Origin of the sequence: Micromonospora sp. WMMA1998 (genome assembly GCF_027497375.1) — a bacterium.
Classification (GTDB): Bacteria; Actinomycetota; Actinomycetes; order Mycobacteriales; family Micromonosporaceae; genus Micromonospora; species Micromonospora sediminicola.
Map to the genome: position 1 here is coordinate 1,721,801 of NZ_CP114911.1, position 13,063 is coordinate 1,734,863.

Here is a 13,063-nt window from a genome sequence, read left to right on the forward strand (position 1 = left end):
GCCGATATACCTCAGCGGCATAATCATGACGCTGAGGTATATCGCGGAGAACGGGCGCCATCCGCCGCCGAGGGGCGGTCGACCCGAGCGGACTCCGCGGACCAGGACGAGCGACTGACGGCATCGACCAGGCGGGACCACGTCAGCGGCGGGCCACCGCACCGTGCACCTCGGCCACCCGGCCGTCGGGGTCCACGACGGGCTCGGCGACGAGTCGCACCGGCCACGCCGCACCGCCTCGACGCACGGTGAACTCCAGTTCGGCCGGCTCGGCCCGTTCCACCAGGGCGCGCAGCGCCGCCCCCACCCGGGGCGCGTCCGACGGCGTCGCCCAGCGGTGCAGGGCGCGCAGCGGCAACGGGCCGTCGGCCGGGTCCCGGCCGAGCACCCGGTAGGCACCCGACGACCAGGCGACGGCGTCGCCGCCGAGATCCCACTCGACCCAGCCGACGTCACCGGCCCGTTCCAGCCGGGCGGAGCGGTCCGCGGCCCGCCGCTGCTCGTCGTGGTAGCGCCAGCTGGCGAGCAACCCGTCACCGAACGGGACGGCGCGGAGGCTGAGCAGCACCCGGGTCGGCCTGGCGCCGCCGGCCCGCCACGCCGGGCCCGGGCCCCAGTGGAACGGACGCCCCTCGTGCAGGGCGCGGGCGCAGCCGGCGACGATGCCGTCGTCGGCCGCCGACGGGTGCAGTTCGAGCAGCCGGAGACCGGTGAGCGCGTCCCGGCCGCGCTCCGCGCCGTCGGTCGCGTCCGGGCTGCACCGGTCGAGGCGGAAGTCGACGACCGTGCCGTCGTCGTCGCGGACCGGGCACCAGAACGCCACCGACCCGGGCAGCGCGTCGAGCACCGCCTCCAACCAGTGGGCGGCCGGCGCGTCCCCGGCATCCCCGGAAAGCGCCGACAAGCGCCGGCCGGCGGTCTCGGCCAGAGCGCTCAGGTAGGCCCGTTCCCCGTCGTCGAGGTCCCGATGGGTGTCCCAGCTGATCGCGGCCACCCCGATCGTGTGGCCGGCCCGGCGTAACGGAAGGCAGACCCGCACGGCTCCGCCGCCGATGAAGTCATAGCCCCGCCGGCGGGCCTCGTCCCGGGTCAGCCACAGCGGGTCGCCGTCCACGGCCGCGCGCAGCAACGCCATGTTGACCGTGCCGGGCGCGCGCTGCCACAGGCTCGCCACGGATCGGGGCAGACCGTACGAGCCGACCAGCCGGACCGCGCCGTCCGGTTCGAGCAGTCCGAGCAGCGTCGAGTCGGCACCCAGGTGGCGTACGGCCTCCGCCAGCATCTCGGCCAGCGCGTTCGCGTCGCGGGCGGTCGCCATGGCGGCTCGGGCCAGATGGTGGCGACCGGCGGCCTCGCCGGTCAGGGGCACCGGTTCGCCGTCGGCCGGCTCCGGCGGGGGCGCAGGCCGGTGCAGGTAGCGCTCCGGCCGGAACGCCTCCGGCGGGGGCGGCGGGGCCACGGGCGGCGGGGCGACGGTGCCGAGCAGGCCGGCCGCCACGTCCACCAGCCGGAGGTTGCTGTGCTGCGAGATCCGCCTCAGCTGCGTGAACGCCTCCTCCGGCGAGCAGCCCTGCCGAGCGATCAGCAGGCCGGTGGCCTGTTCCACCACCGCGTGCGCCCGCCGCTCCCGGCGCAGCGCGTCCAGTTCGCGTTGCAGGCGCTGCACGGTCGCCACCAGGGGCGGTGCCGGGGCAGCCGCGGCCCGCCGTCGCGTCATACGTTCTCCCCGCCGTCGGTCCGTCGTCGCGACTCGACCCTATCTCCGCGGGTACCCGCCGACACGGCGGCGACGTCCGGTCGGCCTCGGCGTCCCCCGCCCCGCCCGGGGACACGCCGGTGCCGGCGCCCCGGACCGGGAGGCAGGGAACCAGCCGGGTCAGGCCCGCCCGCCGCAGCAGGCTCATCGCGTTCTGCGGCACGTTGACCAGCGTCAGCCGGGCCCGCACGTGCGCGCAGGCCCGGCGCAGGTCCAGGACCGTCCGGGCCAGGCGGGGCGACTCGACCGACGCCCGCCGTAGGTCCACCACCAGCGCGCCGGGCCGGTCGGTCACCGCCATCCGGGTGAGCCGGTCGCGCAGCAGGTCCACGCCGTCGTCGTCGAGGACCCCCGTCACGCACGCCACGGTGGTGGTGCCGGCCCGGCGGAACGCCACCCGGACCCGACCGGCGTCGGTGGGCTCCTCGGCGGTCATCTCCCGCCGCAGCAGCCCGATCGCCCGGCGCAGCAGGCGCGACACGTGCATCTGCGAGATGCCGAGCAGATCGCCGATCTGCTCCTGGGTCTGGTTGCCGTGGAAGTAGCGGATCACCACGCCCCGCTCCCGTTCCGGCAGCCGACGCAGCGCCGCCAGCAGGTCGAGCCGGTCGCCGAGGCCCTCCATCCGGGAGTCCCGCACGGCCAGCAGGTCCTCCCGCTCCCCCGACTCGTCGTCCCCACCGGCCGGCCGGTGCAGCGACACGTTGCGATACGCGCGCCCGGCGGCCAACGCCTCCACCACCACCTCGACCGGTACGCCCAGGTGCCCGGCCACCTCCTCGGCCCGCGGCACGCGCTGCGACCGACGGGTCAGTTCGGCCTCGGCCGCGTGCACCAGCAGGTACCGCTCCTGCAGGCCGCGGGGGACCCGGACCCCCCAACCGTGGTCCCGGAAGTGGCGCTTCAACTCACCCAGGATGGTCGGGGTGGCATAGCCCGCGAACGGCACCCCGCGCCGCGGGTCGTACGCGTCGACCGCCTTGACCAGGCCGTAGCAGGCGACCTGGACGAGGTCGTCGAGCGGCTCGCCCCGGTGGGCGAACCGCCGGGCCAGAGTCACGGCGAGCGGGCGGTGCACCTCGACCAGGCGCTCCCGGGCGCGCCGGGCGGTCGGGCCGACAGCGTCGTGCAGCAGGGCGAACAGTTCGTCGACGCCGGCGTCGGGGCGCAGCACGGACATGGTCATGGAGGTCCTCCACGGAAGGCGGCGGATCAGCGGTCACGGGGCCGGCCGCCGCCGCGTCGTGACACGCGTGCGGGCAGGAACGAGCCCCGGAGGTGCGCGCTGAGCCGTCCGGGTGGACGTGGTCGTCCTGGTGCCGTTCGTCGACACCGCGGCTACGAAGCGCGAGCTACCTCGATCGCTTTCCGGCGAGGTCGCCGGCAAACGCCGGCGCGTCGACCGTTACCGCTTCGAGATCTCGTGGTGCCCGGCGGCGTACCAGCGGCGGCCCGGCATCGCCGTGGCGCCGTGCACCACGACGCTGAGCGTGACGACGAGGCTGCCGGCGGTCCAGAGCAGCGGGTCCCGCGCGCCCTCGTCGGCGCTGAACGCCAGGTAGAACAGCGCGGACACACCGATCGGGCCGAACCAGCCGAGGAAGACCAGCTCTCGCCAGGGCAACCCGAGCGGCTTCCGGAGCGCCAGCACCACCGGCAGCCGCCGCAGCAGCAGGACCGCGACGGCGAACAGCGGCAGCCGCCAGCCGACGTCGAGCCAGTCGCGCCACGGCAGTTCGACGCCGAGCAGGAAGAACAGCGGCAGCACCAGGTAGCGGGTGAGCGAGTCGTCCAACTTCTGCTCGGCGATGCGGGGCTGGTCGCCGACGACCCGGTTGTAGGCCAGCCCGGTGACGAAGGCAGCCAGGATGCCGTCGGTGTCGAGCACCCGCGCGACCCCGAGCGCGGCGATGCCGAGCAGCACCGCGAAGACGAGCAGCGAGCCCTGGTCGAGGGTCTCCCGGCGGCTCGCCGCGCGGACGGCGTGTCCGGCCAGCCAACCGAGCAGGACGCCGACGGCCACCGCGCCGAGCACGCCCCACACCGCCGCGGTCACCTGGTCGGCCCATGGCTGCGCGCCGATGCCGGCCAGGGCGAGCACGACGAGGGGAAACGCGAGCCCGTCGTTGCCGCCGGACTCGCCGCTGACCACCCGCCGGAGCCGGTCGGGCAGTTGCCGTTCGGCCGGGCCGCCGGAGACGATGCCGGAGGCCAGGACCGGGTCGGTGGGGGTCAGGCAGCTGCCGAGCAGCGCGGCCAGGCCCAGCGGCACGCCGAGCACGAGCCAGGACAGGCCGGTGCTGAGCAGCGCCATTCCGACCATGCCGGCGGAGAGCAGCACGAGCACCGGGCGCAGCACCGCCCGGTAGCCGGCGAGCGGGAAGCGCAGCGCGACCGCCATCAGCGACACCGCCAGCAGGGCCCGGCTCACCTCACGGTTCAGCTCGGCGCCCAACTGGTCGCCGAGGTCGACCAGGCCGAGCACCGGGCCGGCCAGGACCCCCAGGGCGAGGGCCAGCAGCGGCTCGGACAGCACGGTCCGGCGGATGGCGCTCGACCAGAAGGCGAGCAGGACACCGAGACCCCCGACGAGGGCGTACGCGAGCAGTAGCGGACTCATGCCCGCCCGCTACCCGTCGCGGCATCGCCCACTCGCCCGTCTCGCCGCCTCACGTGCGCCGGGCGCGGGCGGTGGCCCGGGCGTTGGCCAGTTCGTCGCGGGCGGCGTCGGCGCCGGCGGGCAGCACCCGACCGGCGGTCTCGGTGAGCAGGTCGCGCGCGTCGTCCGCGAGCCGCGCCGAGGGGCCCCCGGCCGCCCGGAGCCGCGCCAGCCCCACCCGCCCCAGCACCACGGCGGCGACGAGGTAGCCGGCGGTGAGACCGGCGGCGGCCAGCCGGCGCGGGAGCATCGTCTCCAGCACGCGCAGCACCGTGGTCGACGCCGCGCCGGCGCCGAGCACCAGGCAGCCACCGGCGGCAGCCAGCAGGACGACGCCCACACCCGCCGGTCGGGCCGCCTCGCCCACCTGCGCGCGCACGGCTCGTACCTCCTCGCGAACGACGTCGGCCACGTCCTCGGCCAGTCGCTCGGTCGGGCTCCGCCGTCCGTCCTCTCCGACGGTCCCCTCGCTCATCGCACCTCCCACTGCGCCGTCGCGTGCCCGGCGGCGTACCCGGGCGGGCGGGCCGCACACCGCGAGGCCGCGGTTTTCGGTCGGTGAGTGCGACGACAAAGCCGGGACCGGCCCCCGCCGGATGCCCGAGACTGGCCGGATGAGCAGCCCACCGCATCTCCGCCGGTCCCGGTGGCTGATCCCGGTGGCGCCGGGCAGCCGGGTCACCCGGTTGGAGCTGTTCTACGACCTGATCTTCGTCTTCGCCTTCCTCAACGTCACCGGACTCGTCGCCCGCGATCTGGCGGCGTCCCAGGTGGCGTCCGGCGTGGTGGTGGTGGCGCTGCTGTGGTGGTGCTGGACCGGGTTCGTCGCGCTCGGCAACGTGGTCCGCGCCGACCACGGCGTCCTGCCGGTCCTCGGCTTCGGGATCATGGCCGCGGTGTTCGTGCTCGCGATCGCGATCCCCCAGGCCTTCGTCGACCAGCCCGACGACCTGCCCGGCCCGCTGGTGTTCGCCGCCTCCTACCTGATCGTGCGAGCCCTGACCTCGGCCGGGTTCCTGTTCGTGCTGACCCGCGCCGGGCACACCCGCGTCCAGCTCGCCGCCGTCACCGTCCCGCCGGTGCTGGCCGCGGTCCTGATCGGGCTCTCGGTCGCCGTGCCCCGGTGGGTGCCGGCAGACGCGGTCCTGGAGACCCGCCTGGTCCTGTGGACCGCAGCCCTGCTCGTCGAGTACTCGGTGGGGCTCTTCCTGCCCTACGCGCACTGGTCGCTGCCGTCGGCCGGGCACTGGGCCGAGCGGCACGGCCTGATCGTGCTCGTCGCCCTCGGCGAGGTGGTGATCTCGCTGGGCATCGGACCGGGCCGGTTCGACCGGTTGGCGCTGACCACCCGGGTCATCACCGCGTCCGTCCTGGGCATCGCGCTGGTCGCGGCGATGTGGTGGCTGCACTTCGACAGTCTGGCCGCCGGAGTCGAACAGATCCTGCACGGCGTGCGGGACCGGGTACGGGTGCCGCTGGCCCGCGACGTCTACACCTACCTGCACCTGCTCACGATCCTCGGCGTGGTGACCACCGCCCTGGGTCTCAAGCTGCTGCTGGAAGCCGTCGCCATGCGGCACTCCCCGCTGTCCGGTCCGGTCAGCGCGGTCCTGCACGGTGGAGTCGTGATCTACCTGGTGAGTCAGGCGGCGGTCGCCCGGCGCGCCTTTCGTCGGACGAGCCGCTCCACCCTCGTCGCCGCCGTGCTGATCGCCGCGCTGACGGTGCCGGGCGCGCACGTCGCGCCGCTGGCCGCCCTGGCGACGCTCGTCGTGGCCTGCGGAGCGCTCGCGGTGTTCCAACGGATGACCGGCGAACGCAGACGGATCAAGGCGTCGCTGCGCCGCGAGGAGCACGCCGTCGAGGAGGCGGTCAGCGCTTGGCGGAAGGAGTATCTGTGAGGCGCTCACGCTGCGGCACCACCGTGCACTTCGGGTCGGTGGCCGAGTCGATGCCAGCGTAGAACCAGGCGTCCGCGTGCCCGTTCGCCGGATGTCGCGAGGTCGGCGGTCGTGTCACGAGCGGCCGTTCCCGGGTCCGGGCGCGGGTAGGCTACGGCAGGGTGAGCGACGATCCCGGCCGGCGACGCCGTGAGGACGACGCCCGCCTCAACGGCCTCGCCCACCGGCTGGACAAGCCGATGGGCGTCCTGGGGCTGCTCTTCCTGTTGCTCGTCCTGGCCCAGGCGTTCGTCCACGACGAGCCGCTCAGCACTGTGCTCACCGTCACCAGTTGGATCCTGTGGGCCGTCTTCGTCGCCGAGTTCACGCTCCGCGCCTGGATCGCCCGCCACCGCGCCGGCGAGTTCTGGAAGCACAACTGGTGGCAGCTGATCTTCCTGGCCGTGCCCTTCCTGCGGTTCCTGCGGGCGGCGAGCGCGCTGCGGGCCGCCCGGGGCGGCGGCGTGGTCGCCGCCGCGATCCGCGGTTCCCGGTCCGCCGGCCGGCTGCTCACCGACCGGCTGGCCTGGCTCGCCGTGGTGACCATGGCCGTGATCCTCGCGGCCGGGCAACTGCTCGTGGTCACCGGCTCCTACCGCAGCCTTCCCCGGGCCCTGCACGACGCGGCCTACGCCACCATCACCGGTGAGCCGCTGCGCGTGAACGACACGTTCGCGCAGATCCTGGAACTGGTGCTGGCCGCGTACTCGGTGGCGGTGTTCGGCACCCTGGCCGGCGCGCTCGGCGCGTTCTTCCTCAGCCGGGAGCGAGCCGAGGAGGAACGTCGCCAACCGGACGAGTGAGTGTCGCCGTGAGATCCGGTTCGGACCGGGAGGGCGACGCCTCGACGTGCGGAGGGACCGCTGGCCAACGGCATGCTGCTGGCCGCCCGGCGCACCTACGCGACGGATGTCGCACCGCCACCGCGCCGGACCCGGCGGCTCGCGGTGAGCGTTCAGTACACCCAGACCCGGGTCTTCTTCGGCAGCACGTCCTGCGCCCACAGCCAGTCCATCGCCGGCAGCGTCACCCGCACGCAGCCGTGCGACGCCGGATACGGCGGGACGCTGGTGTAGCCGTGGATGGCGATCCCCTGCTCCTGGAAGTACTTCGGCCGGTACAGCCGGCCGAGCGGGCCGTCGCGCCAGCCGTCGACCTGCCAGTCGATGGTCCACCGGCCGCGCGGGGTGTCGGCCAGGTAGGTCTCGCCCTGGTAGGTGTAGTGCTCGAACGTGCCGGTCGAGGTGTTGAAGATCCGGCTCACCTCGCCGTCGTCGACGATCATCAGCAGTTGCCGGTCCAGGTCCACCTCGGCGAGATGGCCGTCGGTGCTGCGGGCGTCCGGGCGCTTCCCGCCGTCGAGCGCGGCCCGGGTCTTCGCGCCGACGATCCCGTCGGGGCGCAGGCCGGCGGCCTTCTGCAGCGCGTAGACCGCCTGCTCGGTGAGCAGGCCGTAGGTGCCGTCGGACTCGCCGACCCAGTATCCGAGCCGGTCCAGCCGCTCCTGCAGTGCCCGGACCGCGTCGCCGGTGTCGCCACGACGTAGGGCCTCCCGTGCCCCGCCCTCGGGCGTGCCCGACGGCGACGGACTCGGCGTTGGCGCGGGCGACGCCGTGGTCGGCGCGGGCGACGCGGTGGACGGCGCCGGCGCGGGCGCCTCGCCGTTCGTCGGGGCGGCGGTTGGCGTGCCCGGCGGCGGTGTCGCCGTCACCGCCGGGCTCGGCCCGGACGAGACGGGCGCCGGTTCCGGGCCGTCGCCGCAACCTGCCGCGAGCATCAGCAGGGCGGCGGAGGTGACGGTTGCCGTGAGGTGTCGAGTCTTCATGATCGGTGTGCCGGGTACCGGCCCACCCCCTTCGTGCGTCCGGTCGGGGTCCGCCTCCAGGTAAACAGACGCTCCGCCAGGTATGCAAAGGGCGCGTACCGGGGACTACGGGTGGATGAGCGGCACTCCGCGTACCCTCCGGTCCCGCCTGACGGCGGCGTGGTCGGGGTTCTGGCTGGTGCCGGCGGCGTTCGCCGCCGGGGCCGTGCTGCTGGCCCTCGGCCTGTCGGTGGCCGAGCTGCGGCTGGGCCTGCCGACCGGCGGGTTCCTGCCCAGCAGCGTGGCCGGCGCCCGGTCGCTGCTGTCGTCGATCATCACCGCGATGATCTCGTTCACCGCGCTGGTCTTCTCCATCACCGTGGTGGCGGTGCAGCTCGCCAGCAGCCAGTACTCCCCCCGGGTGCTGCGGACCTTTCTGCGGGACCGGATCACGCAGGCCGCTCTGGGCACCTTCCTGGCGACCGCGCTGTTCGCCATGGTGGTGCTGGCGGCACTGCCGGCCGGCTCCGACGCTCGGCTGCCGGAACTCTCGCTCGCCGTGACGATGGCTCTCGTGCTCGCCAGCAGCGGGCTGTTCGTCTACTACCTGCACCACGTCACCACGGTCATGCGGGTCTCGCACATCATCGCGGCGGTCGGCGCCCAGACCCGCCGGGTGATCGAGGAGCAGTATCCGGTCGGCCCGGCCGGCGGGCCTGTCGCGCCGCTGACCCCGCCGGTGCAGGTGATCACCGCGGCGCAGCCCGGCATGGTCGAACACGTCGACCTCGGCCGGCTCGCCGCGCTGGCGCGCAGGCACGACTGCGCCCTGTCGGTCCTGCCCGCGCCGGGTGACTTCGTGGTGGCCGGGCAACCGCTGATCGCGGTCCATCCGCTGCCCGGCGGCCCGCCCCCGGCGACCGTGCCGGAGACGCGGGCGTGCGTCGCGGTGAGCCTCGGCGTGGAACGGACCCTGGGTCAGGACGTCGGGTTCGGGTTCCGGCAGCTGACCGACATCGCCGAGCGGGCCCTGTCACCCGGGATCAACGACACCACCACCGCGGTGCGCAGCGTGCAGGAGATGCACGACCTGCTGCGCCGCCTCGCCGGCCGGCCCGGTCACCGCCTGCTCGTCGACGACCCTGACGGCACGCCACGGGTACGGGCCAGGGCGCAGGACTTCGACGGTTTTCTCGCGGTCGCGGTCGACGACGTGCGGCGGGCCGGACGCGACCAGCCGCGGATCACCCGCCTCCTGGACGATGTGCTGGCCGACCTGCGCTCCGTGGCGCTGCCGGAACACCTGCCCGACATCGCCCGCAGGACCGAGAGCCGGCAGGCATGAGTCGGCGGTGACGGGGGAAGCGGCCGGCACAGGCCCGCGCCGAACGGCGTAGTGGAGGGAGTGCCATGACCGCGTCCAGCGAACCGGCCCGTGGGGCCGGCGCCCCGACCCGCGCCGGACGGACCCGAGCCGGTACGGCGGCCAAGACCAGCACGGCCGCCGCGCTCGCGCTCGTGTTCGGCGTGGCCGCGCTGTTCAGCGTGCTCACCGCCATCCTCGCCTGGATCGGCGTGGTCCTCGCCATCGTCGGCATCGTCCTGGGCATCGTCGGCCTCAAGATGGCCGCCCGGCCGGGAGTCACCGGCCGCGGCGTGGCGATCGGTGGGCTCGTGCTCAGCGTGATCGCCCTGCTGCTCGGGCTGGCGCTCGGCGCGGGCATCACCACGTTCCTCAACAACGAGGGCGCGGTGGACCGGCTCCAGCAGCAGGTCGACGACCTGCGTGACCGAATCGACTGACCGTCAGTTCCAGCCGGTCACCTTCTCGGCGGCGAGCGCCCGACCGCCCTCGAACTCCCGGTACGCACCGGCGGGCCCGAGCTGGTAGCGGCCGGACAGGTCACGGTAGGAGAAGTCGACGACGGTGCCGCTGACGGTCACCAGCTGCGGCGGTTCCGCGGTGACCGGATCGGTGGACAGCACCAGCAGCGTCCCGTCGGTGAAGTCGACGTCGCGTACCACGAACGCGCTGCCGGTGATGACACGCTGCACCGTCGCCGTCACGGTGAGACGTGCGCCCACCTCGGCCCGGGCGACCGTGCCCAGCCGGACGGTGGGGGTCGGCTCCGGTGACGGCCGCGTGTGCTCCGGCTCGCCGGCGCAGCCGGTGGCGAGCAGGAGCGCCGCAGACAGGGTCACCAGCGACCCGCGCCACCGGCCCGCTCGCGGGTGTCGCCTCGGTCGTGCCGGCCGGGTACGGCTCACCCTGCGGTCCAGGCGACCGTGGGTTGCAGCACGGCTTCCTCCAGCGCCGCCGTGCGCCACCGGGTCACCTCCTGGTACTCCGGGTCGGCCACCATCCGGCTGAACGCCGACCGGCTCGGGTAGCGCACCAGCAGCACCGCGTCCCATGCCTGCCCCTCCTCCGCCACCAGCGCCGGTCCACCGTCGCCGGCGTAGAGCACCTTGCCGCCGTAGCGGGGCAGGAACGTCTCGCGCAGGGCGGCGCCGTACCGCTCGTAGGACTCCCGCCCGCCCTCGGCGAAGCGCAGCAGGTTGAGCATCACCACCGGAGCGTCGGGATCGGCGGCGAGGAACGCCTTCAGGTCCCGACCGTTGGGGTCCACTGCCATCCGCTCTCTCCCGTCGTCCTCGCCTGGCGTCACACCACGTACACCCTGACGTTGACATCGTGCACCCCGGGCACGGCCCACGCGAGAGCCCGGGCACGGGCCGCCGCGTCGGCCGAGCCCACCCGCCCCTCCAGGATGACCACCCGGTTCTGCGCCTCCACACAGATGCGCTCGTGGCGCAGCAGCGGGTCACGACTCATCTGCTCGACCACCCGGCAGGCCAACCGGGTGTCGTTCGCCGCCGGGCCGTCGTGGAACAGCGAGGGCATTCCCTCCGGAAAGAACCACGGGTAGGTCATGACTGGTCTCCTCACTCGATCGGCGTTCCTCACGCCCTACCCCCAGTGTTCGACACGCAATACGACAGGTTCATGACGATCCGCACCCGCCTTTGTGACAGGTGCGGGCTCGGCCGTCCGACCCGCGGCGGCGACCGTTAATCCTGCTGAGGAGCCGGGTAGGAGGGCTACCTGTCGCCCCGTTCGGAGCGGGCGGCCGTGGTGATGTGGTGACCGGGAGAGGGGGCGCGCGATGCGGGTTCTGGCGGGCCGCTACCGGCTGGTGCGGCAGGTCGGCCGGGGCGGGTCGGCCGTCGTCTGGCAGGCGGTGGACCAGTTGCTGGACCGGACGGTCGCGGTCAAGCTGCTCGCCCCCGGCATCGCGGAGGACCGCGGGTGGCGCGGGGCCGTGCGCCGCGAGGCACGAGCCGCGGCGCGACTGGACCACCCGAACGTCGCCGCGGTCTACGACTACGGTGAGGCCCGGCTGTCGGGGCTGCGGCGCGTGCCCTTCCTGGTGCTGCAGTACGTCGACGGCGAGACGCTCGCCGACCGGTTGCGCCGGGCCGGGCCGCCGGGGTGGCCCGCCGGCGGCCGGCTCTGCGCGGAGGTGGCGGCCGGGCTCGCCGCGATCCACGAGGCGGGACTGGTGCATCGCGACGTCAAGCCCGGCAACGTGCTGATCGCGCCGGAGGGAGCGAAACTCGTCGACCTCGGCGTGGCGCTCGCCGTCGGCGCCGCCACCGTCGACAGTCGGGGCGAGATCCGCGGCACCCCGTCGTACATGTCCCCGGAGCAACTGCGCGGCGAGCCGGCGGTGCCCGCCTGCGACGTCTACGCCCTCGGCCTCCTGCTCACCGAGTGCCTCACCGGGCGACCACCGGCCCGCCCGGACCGGGCCGACCGCGACGATCGCGGGGCGACGCACGGCATCGAGGGGGTCCCCGAGGCCGTCGAGGACCTGCGCCTTCGCTGCCTCGCACCCGAACCCGCCGAGCGGCCGAGCGCGGACAGGGTCGCGCAAGTGCTCGCCACCGCGGCCATCCCCGACGTGACGCGGCTGCGTCCGGCCGCCGACGCACGTCCGGACCCCCGACCCACGACCCCCGCGACCCTCGGGGCCCCCCGCCGGCCGAAGGTCCGGCGTGCGGTGCTGGTGGGTGGGCTTCCGGCGGTCCTGGCGGGCGCCGTGTTCGTCGCCCAGCTTCCCGGTTCCGGTTCGACGCAGGACGCCTACGGCGCGCCGGAGGCGGCACCGGCCACGACCACCGGCTGCACCGTCGCGTACTCGGCCGAGCGTCGGCAGGGCAGCTTCGACGGCGAACTCACCGTCGAGGTGACCGGCGGGCAGCCGACCGGACGGCCCGTCCTGGTGTTCCGGCTGTCGCCGGGCCAGCAGCTGGACGCGCCGCTGGCCCGATGGCAGTCGGGGCGGGTCGTGCGGCTCCCCGTCGCGCTGGAAGCCTCGTCGCAGGTCCGCGTGCCCCTGTCCGGCACCTACTCCGAGCAGGCCCGATCCGGCCCGGACGGCTTCGCGCTCGACGGCGTGCCCTGTCGCAGATCCTCGGCGCTGGTCACCATCGCGGGCGCGGACGAGCCGGCGGCGAACCCGGCGACAAGCCGCGTGCCGCCGGTCCGGGCCGACGTTCCGGCGCCCCGGCGCACCGGTTCCGACGCCGCGACCGCGCCGACACCACCGGACGCAGCCGGGGACGAGTCGGCGGTGAGCGCGTCGCCCTCGGCCGGAACACCGACCGGCCGCCCCTCCTCGCCGTCGCTGCCGACGCCGACGGACCCCGGCGGCGAACCGACGGCCGACCCGACCGCCTCCACCGGCTCTCCCACCAGCCCGTCCGTCTCCCCGCCGGCCCCGCCGACCCCGGACTCGCCGTCCACGCCGACCATCACCGCCTCACCGACCCCGGCCCACGTTCCCACGTCACTGGGGGCTACCCCGTCGGTCGACGCTGACGTGCTGGCCTGACCGCAC

The 13,063-nt window shown here is 74.7% G+C and carries 12 protein-coding genes; 5 read left to right on the forward strand and 7 right to left on the reverse strand.

Features of this window, described 5'->3' with window-relative positions; genetic code table 11:
• Window positions 1-142: 142 nt before the first annotated feature.
• The 3 genes from O7600_RS07480 to O7600_RS07490 all read right to left on the reverse strand — a co-directional run bounded on the left by O7600_RS07480 (window position 143) and on the right by O7600_RS07490 (window position 4,890).
• A complete protein-coding gene (locus O7600_RS07480; protein ID WP_281592955.1) occupies window positions 143-1,717 on the reverse strand; it encodes an ANTAR domain-containing protein in 1,575 nt (524 codons plus the stop codon).
• Window positions 1,718-3,161: 1,444 nt separating this feature from the next.
• Window positions 3,162-4,376: a cation:proton antiporter gene (locus O7600_RS07485; protein ID WP_281592956.1), complete on the reverse strand. Its 1,215-nt coding sequence runs from the start codon at window positions 4,374-4,376 to the stop codon at window positions 3,162-3,164.
• A 49-nt stretch (window positions 4,377-4,425) separates the two neighbouring features.
• Window positions 4,426-4,890: a phage holin family protein gene (locus O7600_RS07490; protein ID WP_281592957.1), complete on the reverse strand. Its 465-nt coding sequence runs from the start codon at window positions 4,888-4,890 to the stop codon at window positions 4,426-4,428.
• Between the two features lie 139 nt (window positions 4,891-5,029).
• Between O7600_RS07490 and O7600_RS07495 the strand changes: the two genes are divergently transcribed.
• Together O7600_RS07495 and O7600_RS07500 are read left to right on the forward strand one after the other, a co-directional pair.
• Window positions 5,030-6,316, forward strand: a complete 1,287-nt coding sequence (locus tag O7600_RS07495) for a low temperature requirement protein A (protein WP_281592958.1) — start codon at window positions 5,030-5,032, stop codon at window positions 6,314-6,316.
• Between the two features lie 161 nt (window positions 6,317-6,477).
• The gene (locus O7600_RS07500) at window positions 6,478-7,158 is read left to right on the forward strand and encodes a hypothetical protein (protein ID WP_281592959.1); all 681 of its coding nucleotides are present in this window, start codon (window positions 6,478-6,480) and stop codon (window positions 7,156-7,158) included.
• Window positions 7,159-7,310: 152 nt separating this feature from the next.
• Here O7600_RS07500 and O7600_RS07505 read toward each other — a convergent pair whose 3' ends face one another.
• The gene (locus O7600_RS07505) at window positions 7,311-8,180 is read right to left on the reverse strand and encodes a L,D-transpeptidase family protein (RefSeq protein WP_281592960.1); all 870 of its coding nucleotides are present in this window, start codon (window positions 8,178-8,180) and stop codon (window positions 7,311-7,313) included.
• Window positions 8,181-8,295: 115 nt separating this feature from the next.
• Between O7600_RS07505 and O7600_RS07510 the strand changes: the two genes are divergently transcribed.
• Together O7600_RS07510 and O7600_RS07515 are read left to right on the forward strand one after the other, a co-directional pair.
• Window positions 8,296-9,504, forward strand: coding sequence for a DUF2254 domain-containing protein (locus O7600_RS07510; RefSeq protein WP_281592961.1), 1,209 nt, complete (start codon window positions 8,296-8,298; stop codon window positions 9,502-9,504).
• A gap of 65 nt (window positions 9,505-9,569) precedes the next feature.
• Entirely contained in the window at window positions 9,570-9,962 is a 393-nt protein-coding gene (locus O7600_RS07515) for a DUF4190 domain-containing protein (RefSeq protein WP_281592962.1), read from the forward strand.
• A gap of 3 nt (window positions 9,963-9,965) precedes the next feature.
• Here O7600_RS07515 and O7600_RS07520 read toward each other — a convergent pair whose 3' ends face one another.
• The 3 genes from O7600_RS07520 to O7600_RS07530 form a co-directional block, all read right to left on the reverse strand.
• On the reverse strand, window positions 9,966-10,361 hold the full coding sequence (locus O7600_RS07520; RefSeq protein ID WP_281592963.1) for a hypothetical protein: 396 nt from the start codon (window positions 10,359-10,361) through the stop codon (window positions 9,966-9,968).
• Between the two features lie 62 nt (window positions 10,362-10,423).
• Window positions 10,424-10,795: a DUF1330 domain-containing protein gene (locus O7600_RS07525; protein ID WP_281592964.1), complete on the reverse strand. Its 372-nt coding sequence runs from the start codon at window positions 10,793-10,795 to the stop codon at window positions 10,424-10,426.
• Window positions 10,796-10,824: 29 nt separating this feature from the next.
• On the reverse strand, window positions 10,825-11,094 hold the full coding sequence (locus O7600_RS07530; protein WP_281592965.1) for a BON domain-containing protein: 270 nt from the start codon (window positions 11,092-11,094) through the stop codon (window positions 10,825-10,827).
• Window positions 11,095-11,326: 232 nt separating this feature from the next.
• Between O7600_RS07530 and O7600_RS07535 the strand changes: the two genes are divergently transcribed.
• Entirely contained in the window at window positions 11,327-13,057 is a 1,731-nt protein-coding gene (locus O7600_RS07535; protein ID WP_281592966.1) for a serine/threonine protein kinase, read from the forward strand.
• Window positions 13,058-13,063: the final 6 nt, after the last annotated feature.